Here is a 17,430-nt window from a genome sequence, read left to right as displayed (position 1 = left end):
TCCCGGAAGACCATCCGCCGGGAAATCGATCAGGCCAAGGCGACACCTCGTAAAGCTGGATGTCGCCTTACGGCTCCTGTGAACTGTCCTTCAACATTGCGCAGCTGGGAATGGCTCGACCGCGGCATCGCCTTGGAGCTTGAGCGACTGGCACCCAGCGCAGGCACGCCCCGGGCCAGCGATCCCGGTGAAAACTTGCAGCTTCCCGATCTGCTCATTCCGGCGACGCATCTGTTAGCGGTGGAGCTCCCGCCAGATACTGGCGCGAATGTTTCTGCCCCCAACGCTTATGCGGCTGCATCAGCACAGAACAGCGCGTGGCGCGGTGCCGCGCTCTATGCGGTCCAAGGAAACACGTTGGTCGATCTTGGCGCAACGGGAAGCCAGCGCGCGGCCTTGGGCGTCTTGGCGCAGCCGCTCGCCGGATCGGCAGCGATGCTGTTTGAGCCTGAAGCCACCGCAATTGTCGACTTCATCGCCGACGATTTCGACCTGGCCGAAACAGACCTTGCCGGCCTGGCTGCCGGCGCGAACCGTTTGCTGGTCGGCGGCGAGCTTATGCAATTCCAGCGCGCGCAACCGCTGGGTGGAGGGCGGTGGCGGATTGCCGGGCTGCTCCGCGGTCGGGGCGGGACCGAGCCCGAGGCCGCCATTGGGCATGCAGCCCAGACGCCTGTCATCTTGATCGATGACAGCCTGATACCGCTGGATCCCGCGCTTGTTCCTTCTTTGGGGAATACCCGCGTGGCAGCCATGGGGACGGGCGACCCGGAGGCCGTGGTCGTGCCGCTCGTCAATGCCGGATTGGCGCGGCGGCCGCCCTGTCCGGTTCATCCGCAAGCGACGCTTGGGGCCGACCAGTCAATCCTCTATCGCTGGACACGGCGCGCGCGCGGGCAATGGCGGTGGGACGATGGCGTTGACGTTCCGCTTGTGGAAGAGCGCGAAGCCTATCTTGTGGGTTATGGCCCGGTCGAAGCCCCCCATGTCCTGTGGCAGCTCAATACTGCACAGCTGCATCTCGCACAATCCGAACGGGCAGAACTGCTCGCTGCGTATGGTTCTGCCCAGTTGTGGGTCAGACAGGTCGGCACATTCGATCATTCGGCAGCCGTTTTGCTTGCCCCATCATTGTAGTTATCAGGAGGCTGTGATGCCCGATCCCGTCACTTTTTCAAACACAACGTCAGCTATTGGGTTGCCGCTTCTGGTTCCGGGTCAGGCGCAGAAGGAGTTCTTTGTAAATCAGGCCATGTGTCTGATCGACGCCTTGTTCATGCGGATCGTGAAAGCATCACAGCCTGCACCGCCCGCAAGTCCCGATGACGGCGACTGCTTCAGGATCACGGCCCCGGCGACAGGGGTCTGGTCGGGTCGGACTGACCGATTGGCTGTGCGGATCGGCGGCGACTGGCACTATATCGAGCCATCAGACGGAATGCAGCTGTTTGACCAGACGACCGGACAGGCGTTGGTGTTCAGGTCCCAGTGGCTATCGGCCATAACGCCAGCCTTGCCGGAGGGCGGCTTGGTAATCGACGTCGAGGCACGTGAAGCGATTTCCGGTCTCTTGCAAGTGATGCAAACAGCCGGAATTCTGAGGGCCGACGTGGTCTGAATTCTCACAATGCCGCAAATTCGAGCGGTCTTGATGTTGCAATTATGCCCACCTTTGCTTGAGAGCGACATTCTTGCAACACGTAACGTCCATTGACTGCTTGCCTCGCGCTAGGGGAAAAGATAGAGACGCACCGTGCCTCAAGTCTAATATAAAGGGGAATTTTGGATATGCGCAAACTCGTCATTGGAATGGCGATGGCCTCGACCGCGCTGACCACACCTGCCCTGGCCCGCGATGGCCAGTGGTACATTCAGGGTGATGGCGGCGTCATGATTGTCGAAGACCAGAGTCTCGACGTCAACGGCGTGGCGGACAACGCAGCCGCGAACTACGACACCGGCTACGATTTCGGTGCGGCAGTCGGTTATGATTTCGGCGGCTTCCGTCTCGAAACCGAAGCCAGCTATCGTGCCGCGGATCTTGAAAATGTGCAGGCCGGTGCGCAGGGTCTTGCGCTCAACCCGCTGGCGACCGCCCCGGGCGGTTTCAGCACCTTCATCGGACGACGCGATGCGCTGGGTGAAGTGAATGCGCTGAGCTTCATGGTGAACGGTCTGCTCGACTTCGGTGACGACGACGGCCTGCAGGCCTTCGCTGGCGGCGGTGTTGGTGTTGCCCGTATCGATATGGACGGTAGCGTGAATGCTAACGGCCCCGGCGTGTGGAACGATTCTGACACAGGTTTCGCCTGGCAACTGCTTGCCGGTATTCGCGCGCCGCTGAGCGACTCGTGGGATGTTGGCCTGAAGTACCGCTTCTTCAACGCACCGGATGTCAACCTGATCGATCCCCTCGGACGTGGGGTCAACACCAACCTAAGCACGCATTCGCTGCTGGGTTCGATCACGTACAACTTCGGTGGTGAAGAGCCTGCTCCGCCGCCGCCGCCGCCGCCTCCCCCGCCGCCGCCTCCCCCGCCGCCCCCGCCGCCCCCGCCGCCGCCGCCGCCCCCCAAGGCTGCGTGCAACACGGGTCCGTACATTGTGTTCTTCGACTTCGATAAGTCGGACATCACTTCGGAAGCCGCAGGCATCCTCAACACCGCAGTCACCGCCTACGCGAACTGCGGCACGGCGAGCGTTATGCTGGCTGGTCACACCGACCGCGCCGGTAGCCCGAAGTACAACGTCGGCCTGGCCGAGCGTCGTAATACGGCGGTTCGCAACTACCTGACCGGCCGCGGCGTGCCGGATGCACGCATCACGGGTGAAGCCTTTGGCGAAACCAAGCCCCGGGTGCCGACCGCCGACGGTGTGCGCGAAGCGCAGAACCGTCGCGTGGAAGTGACCTACGGTCCGGGTTCGGGCATGTAAGTCACGGTTCCATAGGAACACTAAAAGGGGCCGGAGTAATCCGGCCCCTTTTTTGTTATGCGCAGGTCAGGCCGCCAGCTTTACCTTGAAACGCATGCTCCAACGATCAAATGTGCGTAGCACCCGCAGAATTGCAAAGCCTCGTGGCCATCATCCTTTGCCTTAGGGCACGGATCTCACAGGAACGCATGAACGACGCAGCAAATTGCCATAGATCAAGGCTCTATGCCGATTGGCAATTCCCGCTAAGACAGCGCTACGGCACGAGCCACCGGCGACTTCACTACGCTCCTGAAGCAGCCAGTGCGCGCTCTGCAATCGTTGCCTCTGCCTTTGGCAAGGCGCGGTATGCATACACCAATAGCGCCAGCGAAATCGGCGCTACCGCGATCAGCGACAGGACCCCGATCCGCAGACTTCCGGTAAGATCCGAAATCGCGCCAACCATAAACGGCCCAAGGCCCAGCCCCACCAGCGTGGTTGCAAGGAAGAATGACGCCGTCGCCGTCCCCCGCATCCGTGGCAGGACCAAATCCTGTGTCGTTGCCGCCGCTGCCCCCAGCGCGGTGGCCGCAAACATCCCAGCGAGGAAATTCATAAGATAAAACATCACCGCGCTCTCGGTGGTGAAGCCGATCCAGATGGGAATGATGGGTGCGAGGATCCCGAACATCACTACCAGAATCCGGCCCGAAGGATTGCGCGATCGCAGCCAGTCCGACATGTGGCCACCGAGAATAACGCCGAGGAAGCCCGAGGACGCCCCGCAACCGCCCAACACAAAGGCGAGTTCACCCTTCGGCAAACCCAGAACCGTCTCACCATAGGCCGCAGACCAAAAAGCCAGCGCGTAGGCCCCCAGCGACACCAGCCCATATCCGAGCGCTGTGCAGACAAAGGCCGGCGTGCCCCAGATCAGCTGGAAGGTCGCCGGATCGTGCCGCCGCAGCGTCGCAGCCCACGAGAATACAGCATAGTAACCGAATGCAATCGCGGCCCACTGCGGCACATTTCCGGTCAGCTTGATCATGGCAAAAGCGAAGGCCGTCATTGCTGCGGCCATCATCAGATTGATCAGCACCGCCTTCGGACCCCGCAGCGCGGCGTGGATGACAGTGAGAGGCGGCAGCAGCATCGAAAGGTCGATAAAGAAATCGATCAGTGGGTGCCGCTCACCACTCGCAGTATCGGGCTGGCGCGCGGGTTCACGCAGCGAAGCCACCCACAGCGCCAACAGCACCCCTGGCACCCCCACCGCCATAAAGGCTGCCTGCCAGCCGACAAGGCCGCCGATCCCGCCGCCCGGATAGGCCGCATCCCACCATTTTGAAATTTGCGCGCCGATCAGCAGCGACACCCCGCCCCCAAGATAAAGCCCCGAGGAATAGATCGCCAGTGCAGTGCCACGCTGCCGGGCGGGGAAATAGTCCGAGATCAGCGAATAAGCGGTCGGGCTCGCTGTTGCCTCGCCCACGCCAACACCCATGCGCGCCAGTGACAACGTAAGGAAATTGCGCGCAAAACCCGAAAGCGCGGTCATGGTCGACCACAGCACCAAGCCGATCGTCAGCAGCCGCACCCGATGCCAGCGGTCCGCCAGCCGCCCAAGCGGCACCCCGAACAGCGCATAAAACACTGCGAAGGCTGCCCCGCCCAGAAAGCCCAGATCGCTGTCATCCAGTTGCAGATCGCGCTTGATATCGACCGCAAGGATCGCGAGGATTTGCCGGTCGATGAAATTGAGGATGTAAACCACAACCAGCACGCCCAGCACATACCAGCTGTAAGCCGAAGCTGGCGCATCGCTGCGGTCCGCCGGCACTGCCGTGGTCTCTTCGGTCACAATCGATCCCCTATCCCGCTTTTTATGATCGCCCGTTGCGGGCGCTGTACCGATCAGGCGTTGTAGCGTGTGCTATCGACAATGCCCGCCTCGGCAAAACCCTTTTTCCGCAGCCGGCAGGAATCGCACAGCCCGCACGCCATACCGTCGGGGGTCGGATCATAGCATGACCAGCTCCACGCCGGGTCAAGTCCCAGCCGCGCGCATTCGCGGGCGATGTCGGCCTTTGTCATGTGCTGAAGCGGCGCGTGGATCGTGAAGGGCGCGCCTTCCACCCCTGCCTTTGTGCCCAGCCGCGCAGTGTCAGCAAAGCTGGCGATGAATTCAGGGCGGCAATCGGGATAGCCCGAATAATCGAGCGCATTGACCCCGATAAACACATCGCGCGCGCCCGCAGCTTCGGCACAGGCGGTGGTCAGTGCAAGGAAGACGAGGTTACGCGCCGGAACATAGGTGACAGGGATATCGTCGCCCACCCCGCTCTTGGGCACATCGATGCTGTCTGTCAGCGCTGATCCGCCGAAGGCGCGCAGGTCGAGCGCGATCTGGGTTTGGCGCACAAGACCCAGTTGTTTTGCGATGCGTGCAGCCGATTCCAGCTCAAGCCGGTGCCGCTGGCCATAATCAACGGTCAGCGCATGGACTGAAAATCCCGCTTCTTGGGCCAGCGCAGCCGTGACCATCGAATCAAGACCGCCGGACAGCAGCACCACCGCAAGAGGCCGGGCGCGCGTATATTCAGAACCGCTCATGCAGCGCACCTACCACCTGCGCCCGCAAAGGCAAACGCAGCGCGATCAGCAAGCGCCCGTGCGGCGGGCCTCTGCTGTCAGCTGGAACGGCATGCCATCATGGATGCCCTGGCTCTCCAGTTGAACGAGCGCGCTGGTTTCGCGGCGAATGCTGGTGCGGCCATACCCGTTGCCCGGACAGGTATACTGAACCGTGACACGCGCGGCGCCATCTTCCACCACAAACTGGCTGCACCCGCTTTCACGGTGCATCAATTGGATCACCTCGCTGCCGGACTTGACGCAAATCTTGCGTTCGCGCTTTTCTCCGCGCTGCTTGATCGTCCATTCACCTTTGGCGAGCGTGCCAAGCATCGCAAGGCCGCTGCCTTGCGCAAGGCTGGGCGCAGTCAGCAATATCGCTGCCCCGGCTGCGAGTCCGCCCAGCGCCAGCGCGCGCATTCTGCTGTCGGTTTGAACGCTCATCCCGGTCCTCTTGCCAGATTTCAGCCAATCCGAGTGGCACAATTTGGTCGCCCGCCAAGAAATTGTAAGGCTGCGAGCTTACGAAAGTCAGATCGCCAGCGCAAAGCTGCGCGAACAAAAGGCGCAATCGACCGCAATCACACCGTCAGCGCCCCGCATTTCGCCTTGTTCCTCGGCAGGAAACCGGGCGATGATCGCTTCGTAATGCGCCGCGCTGCAACGGCACCCGCGCGATAGCGCCGCGCCGGGCTGGACCCGTACCTCCGGCTCCTCGTGAAACAGTCGCCAGGCGATCCCCTCAAGCGACAGCTCAGGATCAAGCAGTTCGTTGTGGCTGATTGAACCGGCCATGACCGCGACGTGATCCCAGTCCGGATGATCCAAGCGGACATGCAGCCGCTCGCGCCCTTCCTCACCATCGGCCAGATGCTGGATCAACAGGCCGGCCGCCGTGCGTCCATTGGCACCTGCACGGCTGGCGACGCGAATCAGGGTCGGGATCTGTTCCGACTGGCTGAAATAGCTTTCGCACGCTTCGGCCAGGCTATCGCCTTCCAGCGGAACGATCCCCTGATAGCGCTGATTGCCTTCCGTCTCGAAGGTGATCGCCAAATATCCTTCACCGAACAGCGCCGTCAGGCTGGGATTCGCGCCCAGCGTTGCCAAGCGCTCACCATCGAAATCGGCATAACCGCGCACTGCGCCTGCGCGATAATCAACCACCAGCAGCTTGACGATCCCGCCCTGCGTCTGTGCCTGCATGGTCAACTGCGCAGCATCGCCCTTCAGCAAGCCGCCCATCAACACCCCCAGCACCAGCGCTTCTCCGAGGAGGTGCGTGATGGGCGCGGGGTAATCATGTGCCGACAGCACCTGATCGAGCACGCTCTCCATCCGCACAAGCCGGCCGCGCGCATTGCGGGCAGGCAGGGTGAAGCCCATCAATTGGTCGGAAAAAGTCTCGGTCATATCGGTCGTATCAGCCATGCGGCGCCATATGGGGATGCATGGAGCCCGGCGAAAGACCCCCTTTTGCCGCGCGCATCACTTGCCGAGCAGACCGAAACTCCACAACAGCACCGACTTTTGCGCGTGGATCCGGTTTTCTGCCTCAGCAAACACCACCGATTGCGGGCCTTCGAACACGTCTTGACTGACCTCCTCGCCCACATGCGCGGGAAGACAGTGGAGAAAGACCGCATCGGGCTTGGCCTGCGCCATCAGCGCGGCATTGACCTGATAGGGGGCCATCGCTGCAAGCTTTGCCTCGGCGTGCGCCTGCCCCATCGATATCCACGTATCGGTGACGATCACATCGGCCCCGCGCGCGGCTTCGGCGGCGTCCTGCGTCAGCGTAACAATCGCCCCGCCGGCACGCGCCAAGGCGACGAAAGCCGGGTCCGGCTCGTAACCCGCAGGCGTCGCCACGCGGACGTTGAACTTCATCAGCCCGGCCGCCTCAAGGATCGAATGCAGCACATTGTTGCCATCCCCGAACCATGCCACCTCCAGCCCTGGCAGTGCCTTGCCATGCTCGATCACTGTGAGAAGGTCAGCGACGATCTGGCAGGGATGCGACATGTCGGTTAGGCCGTTGATGACCGGCACGCTGGCATGGGCAGCCATTTCCTCGATCTTGGCATGATCATCGGTGCGCAGCATGATGCCATCGACCATCCGGCTGAGCACGCGCGCGGTATCGGCGATGCTCTCCCCCCGGCCGAGCTGGCTTGAGCCCGAATCGAGCAGCAGCACCGTGCCGCCAAGCTGGCGCATGGCGATGTCGAAGCTGACGCGGGTGCGGGTCGAGTTCTTCTCGAACACCAGCGCCAGCACGCGGCCCTTGAGCGGCGCATCGGCATCGGGTGCGCCTTTGGGCAGGCCGCTGCGCGCAGCCTTCCGATCAATCGCATCATTGATCATCGCCGCGATAGCGTCGCCCCCGGCATCGCCGAGGTTCAGGAAGTGGCGGAACGCCCCCGTGCCCGCGGTCATGCCGGTTCAGGCACTTTGAAGCTCGCCGCACCGGCCGACAGCTTGTCGAAGAACTCGTCGATCTCGGCATCACCAATCACCAGCGGCGGAATGATGCGGATCGTGTTGTCGCCCGCCGCCACGGTCAGCAATTGGTGATGATCGCGCAGGTGGACGTAGAACGGACGGCTTTCCATCTTCATCTTGAGGCCAAGCATCAGGCCCTTGCCACGCACCAGTTCGAACAGTTCGGGATAATTGCCGATGAACTGTTCAAGGCGCGAGCGCAGACGTTCGCCCTTTTCGGCAACCGATGCGAGAAATGCCTCGTTCGCCACCGCTTCCATCACGGCCATGCCCGCAGCCATCCCCAGCGGATTGCCGCCATAGGTCGATCCGTGGGTACCAAAGGTCATGCCGCGCGCGGCCTTTTCGGTGGCGATGCAGGCACCCAGCGGGAAGCCGCCACCAATGCCCTTGGCGGTGGCGAGGATATCAGGCTCGATCCCGTAATGCTCATAGGCGTAGAGCTTGCCCGTGCGCGCAACACCGCACTGCACCTCGTCGAGGATCAGCATCAAGCCGTGCTCGTCGCACAGCGCGCGCAGGCCAGTCATGAATTCCTGCGAGGCCGGGCGAATGCCGCCCTCGCCCTGGATCGGCTCGACCATGATGCCCGCCGTGTGCGGCCCGATCAGTGCCTTGGCCGCTTCCAGATCGTCGAACGGCGCATACTTGAACCCATCGAGCAGCGGCGAAAAGCCGTGGTGCATCTTGGTCTGGCTAGACGCGCTGATGGTCGCCATCGTGCGCCCGTGAAAGGCGTTGTGGAAGGTGATGATCTCAAACCGGCTGGCGTCGCCTTCGTCCCCTGCGTTCTGGTGATAGGCGCGCGCGGTCTTGATCGCGCATTCGCAGGCTTCCGCGCCCGAATTGGTGAAGAACACCGTATCGCCGAATGTGGTATCGACCAGCCATTGGGCCAGTTTCTCGCCCTGCGGGCTGCCATACAGGTTCGACACGTGCATCAGCGTCGCGGCCTGGTTCTGGATCGCGCCGATCAATCCCTCGTGCGAATGGCCGAGCAGGTTGACCGCAATGCCGCTGGCGAAATCGAGGTAACGGGTGCCGTCCTCGTCGATGAGATGGCAGTGCTCGCCGCGCACGGGCCGCACGCCGCTGCGCGGATAGACGGGCATGAGCGCTGGAATAGACATGGGCAGTGTCCCAAACAAAAAACAAAGAGGGCAGAAATGCAAATGGCGGCCCTTCACCAGAGCCGCCATCTGCAATCCGTTATTGTTTCACCGGTTCCGCGAAAATTGCGGGATGGGCGAAATCGAGGCGGCGGTCAGCCTTCGATCGGCGTCAGATTGACAGCGGAATGTTTTCCGCGTCGATCAACTTCAAGATCGAATTCGTAACGCTCGCCTTCGTTCAGGGCTGACAGGCCCGAACGCTCGACCGCGCTGATGTGGACAAACGCGTCCGGCTGGCCATCATCACGGACGAGGAAGCCGAAGCCCTTCATCGCGTTGAAGAACTTGACCACGCCCTTGGCGCGTTCCCCCGTAAGTTCGCGGGCCGGCGCAGCGGGCTTGGCGGCCACTGCGATCACGTCTCCTACAACCTGCAAATCCTGCGCCGACACCTTGCCGCCGCGATCCACGAGATTGTACTGAAGCTCCTGCCCTTCGGCGAGGCCTTCAAGCCCGGCACGCTCGACCGCGCTGATGTGCACGAACACATCTTCGCCGCCACCATCTTGCTGGATGAAGCCGAAGCCCTTCTGGGTGTTGAAGAACTTTACAGTGCCCTTGCCGGTGCCAACGATCTGGGCAGGCATGCGCGGCGCGCCGCCGAAGCCACCACCGCCGCCGCCGCCCGGTCCGCGCGGGCCGCCGCCGAAGCCGCCGCTGCGCGGTGCACCGCCGCCGCCGCCGCTGTAGCGATCACCGCCACCGCCGCCGCCGAACCGGTCGCCGCCACCGCCAAAGCGATCACCGCCACCGCCAAAATCACGGGGCGGCGAGAAACCATCGTTTCCACCACCAAACGGATCAAAGCCATCTTCGCCGAAACCGTCGCGCTTGTCGCGGCCGCGCCGGCGTCCCCTATCGTAACCCATAGATCAGTACGTACCTTGCCACACTGCCCGTCTTAAAATGTGCCGGTGGCGGGGACAGCGAGCCGCACCGTTCACAGCCGCGCCGAGCTTGTGGTCCGGAGCGCACGTCTTGCAGCATATAACCTACAAAAGGGTGCTTTGCGAATGATTTTACTTGCGCCCCGGTGGCGGCCTGCCGGTTTTGTGGCAGACCGCTTGTGCCGCACCGCCAGTTTGGGCATGACACGGCCATGCACCACCGCAAAAAGCAGGCCCAAGCATGAGCGATTTTCGCCGTCTCGCTGATAATATCTATGTAAGTCAGCAGCTTGCGCTGGATGACATTGCGGCTGCGGCCGACCTTGGCATTAGCATGATCGTCAATAATCGTCCCGACGGGGAGGAACCTTCCGCACCGCAAGGTGATGAAATTGCAGCAGCCGCAGCGACAGCCGGGCTGAACTACACGGCCATCCCCATCAGTCATGCCGGCTTCAGCGAGCCGCAGGTCGATGCGATGATCGCCGCGATGGAACAGGCCGAGGGGCCGATTCTCGCCTATTGCCGTTCGGGCACCCGTTCGACACTTTTGTGGGCTCTTGCGTCGGCAAAACAGGGCGAGGACCCCAACGCGATCGCCCGCACCGCAGCGCAGGCAGGCTACGACGTCAGCCCGATTCGCGCGATGATCGACATGCTCGCTGCACGCTGAAGCGCCAGCAACTTGGCACTGATTGCCCAGACCATCGGCTCGCTTGTCGCGATCCTCGCACTGGCAGGGTTGGCATGGTGGCTGAAGCTGGGCGGCGCGCCGCGGCTAGACAGCGAGGATGCCGTGCGGCGCGCTGCCGGTGAGGTCGAGGACGGCTTCACGCCGCTGGCCACTGCCTGCGACTGCGAAGGCAAGAGCGCACTCGCCCGTGATGCTTCAGGACGAATCATGGTCATCAAGTGCCACGGCAACCGCTTTGCCGGACGCGTGCTCGGCACCGGCGCGGCAGCCTGGGTTGCCGATGGGCAGATCGAGGTCATTCCGGGCGATGTCCGTTTCGGAACGGTCTTCCTGACCATCCACGATGCCGAGGCTTGGGCGGACGCGATCAATGCGTTAGACGGGCAGCACGATGCCTGATCTCAACCCCACCCAATATGCCGTGCCGCTGTTCGTGGTGGCGGTGCTCGCCGAGATGATCTGGGCGAAATTTCGGGCGCCCGGAGCCTATGAGCCCAAAGACACGCTGGTCAGTCTGTCGTTCGGACTAGGCTCGACAATCGCAGGGGCGCTCTTGGGCGGGTTTGCTGTGTCCTTGATGCTGCTAGCCTATGACTGGCGCGTGGTCGACTTCGGCCCGGAATGGTGGACGGTATGGTGGGCATGGCCTGTGTGCTTCGTGCTCGACGATCTCAAATATTACTGGGTTCACCGTGCAGGCCACCGCGTTCGCTGGATGTGGGCCGCGCATGTGAACCACCATTCGAGCCAGCACTATAACCTGTCCACGGCGCTGCGGCAGACATGGACCGGGCCTTTCACTTTTGGGGTGCTGTTTGCCATCCCACTGGTATTGCTTGGGTTTCACCCGGCAATGATCGCGATCTGCGGCGGCTTCAATCTGATCTATCAGTTCTGGATCCACACCGAGGCGGTGGGGCGGATGCCGCGCTGGTTCGAAGCGGTGATGAACACGCCCAGCCACCACCGCGTCCACCATGCCACCAATCCGCGCTATCTGGACCGCAACTACGCAGGGGTCTTCATCGTCTGGGACCGGATGTTCGGCACCTTTGAGCCGGAAGTCGATGACGAGCCGATCCGCTACGGCATCGTCAAGCAGTTGGGCAGTTTCAATCTGTTGTGGGCGGTGTTCCATGAATGGATCGGGATGATCGCGGATATCTGGCACGCGCCCTGGCGGCACAAGCTGTCCTACCTCCTGCGCGAACCGGGCTGGAGCCATGACGATAGCCGCGAAACCTCCGACATGATCCGCGCCAAATGGCACGCCCGCGTGACCGCCGACGTTGCGCCGGTTGCAACATCAGTTGCTACTCGAAACCGGATTGCGGACATCGGCGAAGCTGCTTAATCTCCCCTGCCAAAGGGAGAGATCATGGAAAGCTTTGACTACATCGTCATCGGCGGTGGCAGTGCCGGAAGCGCTGTTGCGGGCCGCCTTGCCGTGGACGGCACACGCCGGGTGTGTTTGCTGGAGGCAGGCGGGCGCAACGACAATGTCTGGGTCAAGACGCCGGGCTTCATGCCCTTCATTCCGCAAAAGTCGAATTACCGCTACGATACCGTGCCGCAGAAGGGCCTCAACGGACGCACCGGCTATCAGCCCCGCGGCAAGGGTCTGGGCGGCTCGTCCGCCATCAACGCGATGGTTTATATTCGCGGCGGACGCTGGGATTATGACAATTGGGCCGCGCTGGGCTGCACCGGCTGGGCCTATGACGACGTCCTGCCCTACTTCAAACGCGCCGAAGCGAATGAGCGCGGGGCCGATGATTACCACGGCGCGGGCGGCCCCTTGTTCGTATCCGACCAGACGGCGGCGAACCCGGCAAGCCACGCCTTTGTCGAAGCAGCCGCCGCCTTGCAGCTGCGCACCAATGCCGATTTCAACGGCGCGCGGCAGGATGGCTTTGGCCTGTATCAGGTCACCCAGCGCAAGGGGGAGCGCTGGACCTCGGCGCGCGCCTATGTCGAACCAATCCGTCAGCAGAGCAATTTTGCGATCCGCACCAATACGCTGGTCGAGAAACTGGTGATCGAGGGCGGGCGCGTGACCGGCGTACAGATCCGGGGCGCAGGAGGATCCGAAACGCTGTTCGCCCGGCGCGGCGTGGTGCTGAGCGCGGGTGCGTTCAACTCCCCGCAGATCCTGATGCTGTCGGGTATTGGCCCGGCCGATCACCTGAAGGCACACGGGATCGATGTGGTGCTGGATCGTCCGGCGGTGGGCGCGAACCTGCAAGACCATATCGACTATGTCTCCGGCTGGGAGACGCAAAGCGATGTGCCAATTGGCGGGACGTTCAAGGGCACGCTGCGGATGGCCGCCGCAATTGTCGAACATCGCCGCAAGCGGACAGGCGTGATGACGACGCCCTATGCCGAAGCCGGCGGGTTCTGGACAGTGATGCCGGATAGTCCTGCGCCCGATGTGCAGTGGCATTTTGTCCCGGCGATCCTGGAAGATCACGGGCGCGAGAAGGTGAAGGCGCACGGCTTCTCGCTCCATGCCTGCGTGCTGCGACCCGAAAGCCGCGGGACCGTGCGGCTGGGAAGCGCGGATGCGGCAGCCGCCCCGGTCATTGATCCCAACTTCCTTGATGACGAGCGCGACATGGCCTGTTTGCGCGCTGGCGTGCGCCTGTCGCACCGCATCGCCGACGCCCCGCCCTTGCAGGCGTTCGGCCCCAAGGACCGCCACCCCGTCGATCTCAATGATGATGCCGCGCTGGATGCCATGATCCGCGACCGCTCGGATTCGGTGTATCACCCCGTCGGCACATGCCGGATGGGGGCTGACGCCGATGCCGTGGTTGATCCGACCCTGAAACTGAACGGGCTCGATGGCCTGTGGGTGGCGGATGCCAGCATCATGCCCAAACTGGTCAGCGGCAACACCAACGCGCCGAGTATCATGATTGGGGAGCGTTGCGCCGACTTCGTGATGGAAGCGGAAAGAGGGTAAACCCCACTCCGAACGGCACGAGCTGATCCGGCCCGCCGCAGGACGAGCCGCAAGGGCGACCGCCCGCCCGCAGGCGCTCGCGCGGCACGCGCGAAACAGCGCCGAGGACGACCCCGCGGAGGCGGGGTCGCACGCAGACGCCAAACGCAAAAAAAGGCCGGAGGGCTTATCGCCGCTCCGGCCTGTATCAGTTTGTTCGTTCGCAGGAGGAACAAGGTGAGGCGGGGGGAGAGGAGAGGGAGAGAGAGGTCTCCCCCCGCCAAGCTGGTAAGGGGTGCGCTTAGTTGTAGGCGCGCTCCCCGTGTTCGGAGATGTCGAGACCGTTGACTTCGCTTTCCTCATCGACCCGCAGACCGGTGATGGCCTTGGCGATGTACATGGCGATGGCGGTGCCGACGGCGGAGATCACGATCGTGGCGACCACGGCGGTAACCTGCGTCACCAGCTGCGCTCCCATGTCGAAGTCTTCACCGCCCGGCCCGCCGAGAGCCGGCGAGAACACGATGCCGGTGCCGATCGCGCCGACGATGCCGCCCACGCCGTGGATGCCGAAAGCATCGAGCGCGTCGTCATAGCCGAACTTGGCCTTTACCTTGGCGACGAAGAAGTAGCAGACCACCGAGGCAATCGCGCCGAGCAGGATCGCACCGAAAGGGCCCGAATTGCCCGCTGCCGGAGTGACCGCCACCAGACCGGCAATCACACCCGAGCAGAAGCCCAGCGCCGAGCCCTTGTGGCCCATCGCCCGCTCGGTCAGCATCCAGAACAGCCCGCCTGCCGCCGTAGCAACGAAGGTGTTGATCATGGCGAGCGCCGCCGAGCCGTTTGCCTCCAGCGCCGAGCCAGCATTGAAGCCGAACCAGCCCACCCACAGCAAGCCGGTGCCGACCATCGTCAGCGTCAGGCTGTGCGGGGGCATCGGTTCGGTCGGGTAGCCCTTGCGCTTGCCGAGGATGTAGGCCGCGACCAGCGCCGAGACACCGGCGTTGATGTGGACAACCGTGCCACCGGCAAAGTCGAGCGCGCCCATTACGAAGAACACGCCGCGCGCTTCCCACACCATGTGAGCGATCGGGAAGTAAACGATCGTCAGCCAGACGAGGGTGAACACCATCGTGGCGGCGAACTTCATGCGCTCCACCACCGATCCCAGCACCAGCGCGACGGTGATCGCGGCAAAGGTCATCTGGAAGCTGATGAAGATATATTCGCTGATCACCTCGTCGGTGAAGGTCGCCGCCGTAGAGTCCGGCGTGACACCAGCGAGGAAGAACTTGCCCCAGCTGATGTATTCGTTGCCTTCAGGGCCGAAGGCGAGGCCATAGCCCCACATCACCCACACCAGCATTGCCAGCGATGCCGCGGCACCGATCTGGGTCATGGTCGAAAGCATGTTCTTGGAACGGGTCAGGCCGCCATAGAACAGCGCGAGGCCCGGCAGGATCATCAGCAGCACAAGGACGGTGGCCGTCATCATGAAGCCGTTGTTGCCCGGGTTGGGAACGGCGGGTGCAGCTTCGGCAGCCGCCGCCGCGGCGTCGGCCACGGGCGCGGCAAAAGCCGGCGCGGCAAGCATGACCGCCCCGGTCATCAGCGCCGCAGCATTGAGGAAAATACGCTTCATTGCATGGCCCCTTTAAAGCGCGGTTTCGCCGGACTCGCCGGTGCGGATGCGGGTGGCGGACGACAGATCCAGAACGAAGATCTTGCCGTCACCGATCGCGCCCGTGTTGGCGGTCGCCTGAATGGTTTCGACCACCTGCGCGGCGATTTCGTCGCTGGCGGCAATTTCGAGCTTCACTTTGGGAAGCATGTTGGTGGAGTATTCCGCACCGCGGTAGATTTCGGTCTGACCCTTCTGGCGACCGAAGCCCTTGACCTCGGTGACGGTCATCCCGGCGATACCGATGCCGCTCAACGCTTCACGCACGGTGTCGAGCTTGAACGGTTTGATAATGGCGATGATGAACTTCATCTGTGGCCCCTGTTGCGCCGGATCGGGTCCGGCCAACAAAGACACAGCAACAAGCGTGCCAATTTTGTGTAACAGGCCTGTCGCACGGGAATCAGCGCGATCTTTCGCACCTGCGGGATAATACCTGCCTAATTTTTAATCATGTGATTAACACTTGGGCAAGATTTGCGCCCCGATGATGGTCAATCGCCCGCGATATAGCGATCAGTGGCGCGGGTCGGCAGGCCATCGATGCTGCGGGTGCGCAAGGCCATCTTGGCCTCCCACTGCGCCGGATCGGATTGGCGGTGCGCTTTCTTGAGCGTCTCGCGTTCGCCCTCAAGGGTCATGAAGGGCACGCCCCAGCCGCAGGAGGACTGCACGCTCTCTACCGCAATGTCGAAGATTTGGCGGGTACCGGGCATCAGGGTGAAGTGCGCGGCCAGATCGCCCCAGTCGGGGTCCTGCGGCAACACCGCCCGCCCGCGCCCGTAAATGCGCAGGATCAGCGCGGGCTGCTGGAAGTTGCAGAACATCACCGTGATGCGCCCGTCCGCCGCAAGGTGCGCGTGGGTCTCGTTGCCCGATCCGCCCAGATCAAGATAGGCGACCCGCGTCGGTGCCAGCACCCGGAAGGCGTCGTACCCCTTGGGACTGAGATTGATCCGCCCGTCGCCCGCAGCCGTCGCCACGAAGAACACCGGCTGGGCAGCGATCATCGCCCTATGCTTTTCGGTGAGCGCCTCGGTGAATTCAGCCATCGGACGCTCCTTTCAAGCCGTCAGAGGAAATCGCGCAAGGTGGCGATGAAGCGGTTGAACTGGTCGTGGTGGAGCCAGTGGCCCGCTTTCTCGAACTCGATCACACGCGCGGTCTTGAAGTGGGCGATGCGTCCGTCCTTCTCCGGGTTCGACGCCCATGAGTCTGCCCCGTAGAGCAGCAACGTCGGGCAAGTGATCGCCCCCCACAGCTGTTCGATGAACTCGTCACCAATATCCTCGACCGGCCAGACATTGAGGTGCGGATCGAACTTCCAGCTATAGGTGCCGTCCTCGTTGCGATTGACCCCGTGGACGGTGAGGTGGCGCGCCTGTTCCTCGGTAAGGTAGGCGTTTTCCTCGATCATGCGCGCGAAGGCGGCCTCGATGCTTTCATACTTACGCGGGGAGCGCCCGGCGGCCTTGCGCTTCTTCTCGATCCATTCGGCGAGGCGTTCGGGGTACGGTACGGCGCGCTGCTTTTCGCGCCATTCCGGCGATGGGCCAAGGCCCTCGATCGCCACCAGCTTGGTCACCATGTCGGGGAAGGCTCCGGCATAGCGGAGCGCGACATTGCCGCCCATCGAATGCGCCACCATCCGCACCGGGCCGACGCCGAGCTGATGGATCAGCTGGGCAAGGTCATAGACCATATCGCCCGCGGAATAGACCCCGTCCGTGACCCAATCGCTGTCTCCATGCCCGCGGTGGTCCATGGCGATGACGTGGTAATCGGCGCTCAGTGCCTCGGCGGTCCAATCCCACGAGCGCGCATGATCGCGCCCGCCATGCACCAGCACCAGCGGCGGCTTCCCGCGCCCGCCCCAATCAAGATAGTTCAGGCGAAGGCGCTGCGAGATGAAGGTTTGCGAGGTTGGGCCGGCGGTGTGCATGGATTCCGCCATGCCGCGAACCTCGGCCCGCCGCAAGATTACCGTTCCT

The 17,430-nt window shown here is 62.9% G+C and carries 18 protein-coding genes; 7 read left to right on the top strand and 11 right to left on the bottom strand.

Annotation, left to right across the window (positions count from 1 at the left end; genetic code table 11):
* The 3 genes from C0V72_RS16445 to C0V72_RS12445 all read left to right on the top strand — a co-directional run.
* Positions 1-1,137 (top strand): GTA baseplate fiber-binding domain-containing protein (locus C0V72_RS16445; protein WP_442792586.1); only part of this gene is annotated, 1,137 nt, incomplete at its 5' end.
* A 16-nt stretch (positions 1,138-1,153) separates the two neighbouring features.
* The gene (locus tag C0V72_RS16440) at positions 1,154-1,618 is read left to right on the top strand and encodes a DUF2793 domain-containing protein (protein WP_172439012.1); all 465 of its coding nucleotides are present in this window, start codon (positions 1,154-1,156) and stop codon (positions 1,616-1,618) included.
* Between the two features lie 170 nt (positions 1,619-1,788).
* A complete protein-coding gene (locus C0V72_RS12445; RefSeq protein ID WP_101794463.1) occupies positions 1,789-2,934 on the top strand; it encodes an OmpA family protein in 1,146 nt (381 codons plus the stop codon).
* A 283-nt stretch (positions 2,935-3,217) separates the two neighbouring features.
* Here C0V72_RS12445 and C0V72_RS12440 read toward each other — a convergent pair whose 3' ends face one another.
* The 7 genes from C0V72_RS12440 to C0V72_RS12410 all read right to left on the bottom strand — a co-directional run bounded on the left by C0V72_RS12440 (position 3,218) and on the right by C0V72_RS12410 (position 10,096).
* Complete coding sequence (locus C0V72_RS12440; RefSeq protein WP_101794462.1) at positions 3,218-4,777, bottom strand: spinster family MFS transporter; 1,560 nt, start codon at positions 4,775-4,777, stop codon at positions 3,218-3,220.
* A gap of 53 nt (positions 4,778-4,830) precedes the next feature.
* Positions 4,831-5,529 (bottom strand): 7-cyano-7-deazaguanine synthase QueC, encoded by a 699-nt coding sequence (gene queC / locus C0V72_RS12435; protein WP_101794461.1) that lies wholly within the window; start codon positions 5,527-5,529, stop codon positions 4,831-4,833.
* Positions 5,530-5,574: 45 nt separating this feature from the next.
* Positions 5,575-5,994, bottom strand: coding sequence for a DUF3617 family protein (locus tag C0V72_RS12430; protein ID WP_233999930.1), 420 nt, complete (start codon positions 5,992-5,994; stop codon positions 5,575-5,577).
* An 87-nt stretch (positions 5,995-6,081) separates the two neighbouring features.
* Positions 6,082-6,981: an Hsp33 family molecular chaperone HslO gene (hslO, locus tag C0V72_RS12425; RefSeq protein WP_101794460.1), complete on the bottom strand. Its 900-nt coding sequence runs from the start codon at positions 6,979-6,981 to the stop codon at positions 6,082-6,084.
* 57 nt (positions 6,982-7,038) lie between these two features.
* Entirely contained in the window at positions 7,039-7,989 is a 951-nt protein-coding gene (gene argF / locus C0V72_RS12420; RefSeq protein WP_101794459.1) for an ornithine carbamoyltransferase, read from the bottom strand.
* Complete coding sequence (locus tag C0V72_RS12415) at positions 7,986-9,185, bottom strand: aspartate aminotransferase family protein (RefSeq protein ID WP_101794458.1); 1,200 nt, start codon at positions 9,183-9,185, stop codon at positions 7,986-7,988. Before C0V72_RS12415 ends, argF begins: the two co-directional genes overlap by 4 nt.
* A 134-nt stretch (positions 9,186-9,319) precedes the next feature.
* Positions 9,320-10,096: a cold-shock protein gene (locus C0V72_RS12410; RefSeq protein WP_101794457.1), complete on the bottom strand. Its 777-nt coding sequence runs from the start codon at positions 10,094-10,096 to the stop codon at positions 9,320-9,322.
* A 259-nt stretch (positions 10,097-10,355) separates the two neighbouring features.
* Between C0V72_RS12410 and C0V72_RS12405 the strand changes: the two genes are divergently transcribed.
* The 4 genes from C0V72_RS12405 to C0V72_RS12390 are packed head-to-tail and all read left to right on the top strand — an operon-like array spanning position 10,356 to position 13,776.
* Positions 10,356-10,787 carry a TIGR01244 family sulfur transferase gene (locus C0V72_RS12405; protein WP_101794456.1) on the top strand — a complete coding sequence of 144 codons (432 nt, stop codon included), beginning with the start codon at positions 10,356-10,358 and terminating at the stop codon, positions 10,785-10,787.
* 12 nt (positions 10,788-10,799) lie between these two features.
* Positions 10,800-11,207 carry a hypothetical protein gene (locus C0V72_RS12400; protein ID WP_233999929.1) on the top strand — a complete coding sequence of 136 codons (408 nt, stop codon included), beginning with the start codon at positions 10,800-10,802 and terminating at the stop codon, positions 11,205-11,207.
* Positions 11,200-12,162 (top strand): sterol desaturase family protein, encoded by a 963-nt coding sequence (locus C0V72_RS12395; protein ID WP_101794455.1) that lies wholly within the window; start codon positions 11,200-11,202, stop codon positions 12,160-12,162. The genes C0V72_RS12400 and C0V72_RS12395 overlap by 8 nt, the downstream gene beginning before the upstream one ends.
* Before the next feature lie 24 nt (positions 12,163-12,186).
* Entirely contained in the window at positions 12,187-13,776 is a 1,590-nt protein-coding gene (locus C0V72_RS12390; RefSeq protein ID WP_101794454.1) for a GMC family oxidoreductase, read from the top strand.
* Between the two features lie 280 nt (positions 13,777-14,056).
* Here the strand turns inward: C0V72_RS12390 and C0V72_RS12385 are convergent, their stop codons facing one another.
* The 4 genes from C0V72_RS12385 to C0V72_RS12370 form a co-directional block, all read right to left on the bottom strand.
* Positions 14,057-15,400: an ammonium transporter gene (locus C0V72_RS12385; protein WP_442792585.1), complete on the bottom strand. Its 1,344-nt coding sequence runs from the start codon at positions 15,398-15,400 to the stop codon at positions 14,057-14,059.
* Between the two features lie 12 nt (positions 15,401-15,412).
* On the bottom strand, positions 15,413-15,751 hold the full coding sequence (locus tag C0V72_RS12380; protein ID WP_101794453.1) for a P-II family nitrogen regulator: 339 nt from the start codon (positions 15,749-15,751) through the stop codon (positions 15,413-15,415).
* Positions 15,752-15,933: 182 nt separating this feature from the next.
* On the bottom strand, positions 15,934-16,491 hold the full coding sequence (locus tag C0V72_RS12375) for a pyridoxamine 5'-phosphate oxidase family protein (protein ID WP_101794452.1): 558 nt from the start codon (positions 16,489-16,491) through the stop codon (positions 15,934-15,936).
* A gap of 20 nt (positions 16,492-16,511) precedes the next feature.
* Positions 16,512-17,381: an alpha/beta fold hydrolase gene (locus tag C0V72_RS12370; RefSeq protein ID WP_101794468.1), complete on the bottom strand. Its 870-nt coding sequence runs from the start codon at positions 17,379-17,381 to the stop codon at positions 16,512-16,514.
* Positions 17,382-17,430: the final 49 nt, after the last annotated feature.

Origin of the sequence: Porphyrobacter sp. TH134 (assembly GCF_002855495.1) — a bacterium.
Classification (GTDB): Bacteria; Pseudomonadota; Alphaproteobacteria; order Sphingomonadales; family Sphingomonadaceae; genus Erythrobacter.
This window is presented reverse-complemented; position numbering and strand designations above follow the sequence as displayed.

Excerpts from the sequence above, each read along its gene's own strand:
- queC (WP_101794461.1), bottom strand. The coding sequence starts at position 5,529 with ATGAGCGGTTCTGAATATACGCGCGCCCGGCCTCTTGCGGTGGTGCTG.
- hslO (WP_101794460.1), bottom strand. The coding sequence starts at position 6,981 with ATGGCTGATACGACCGATATGACCGAGACTTTTTCCGACCAATTGATG.
- C0V72_RS12390 (WP_101794454.1), top strand. The coding sequence starts at position 12,187 with ATGGAAAGCTTTGACTACATCGTCATCGGCGGTGGCAGTGCCGGAAGC.
- C0V72_RS12430 (WP_233999930.1), bottom strand. The coding sequence starts at position 5,994 with ATGAGCGTTCAAACCGACAGCAGAATGCGCGCGCTGGCGCTGGGCGGA.
- C0V72_RS12410 (WP_101794457.1), bottom strand. The coding sequence starts at position 10,096 with ATGGGTTACGATAGGGGACGCCGGCGCGGCCGCGACAAGCGCGACGGT.
- C0V72_RS12395 (WP_101794455.1), top strand. The coding sequence starts at position 11,200 with ATGCCTGATCTCAACCCCACCCAATATGCCGTGCCGCTGTTCGTGGTG.
- argF (WP_101794459.1), bottom strand. The coding sequence starts at position 7,989 with ATGACCGCGGGCACGGGGGCGTTCCGCCACTTCCTGAACCTCGGCGAT.
- C0V72_RS12405 (WP_101794456.1), top strand. The coding sequence starts at position 10,356 with ATGAGCGATTTTCGCCGTCTCGCTGATAATATCTATGTAAGTCAGCAG.
- C0V72_RS12370 (WP_101794468.1), bottom strand. The coding sequence starts at position 17,381 with ATGCACACCGCCGGCCCAACCTCGCAAACCTTCATCTCGCAGCGCCTT.
- C0V72_RS12385 (WP_442792585.1), bottom strand. The coding sequence starts at position 15,400 with ATGAAGCGTATTTTCCTCAATGCTGCGGCGCTGATGACCGGGGCGGTC.
- C0V72_RS12415 (WP_101794458.1), bottom strand. The coding sequence starts at position 9,185 with ATGTCTATTCCAGCGCTCATGCCCGTCTATCCGCGCAGCGGCGTGCGG.
- C0V72_RS12375 (WP_101794452.1), bottom strand. The coding sequence starts at position 16,491 with ATGGCTGAATTCACCGAGGCGCTCACCGAAAAGCATAGGGCGATGATC.
- C0V72_RS12445 (WP_101794463.1), top strand. The coding sequence starts at position 1,789 with ATGCGCAAACTCGTCATTGGAATGGCGATGGCCTCGACCGCGCTGACC.
- C0V72_RS16440 (WP_172439012.1), top strand. The coding sequence starts at position 1,154 with ATGCCCGATCCCGTCACTTTTTCAAACACAACGTCAGCTATTGGGTTG.
- C0V72_RS12380 (WP_101794453.1), bottom strand. The coding sequence starts at position 15,751 with ATGAAGTTCATCATCGCCATTATCAAACCGTTCAAGCTCGACACCGTG.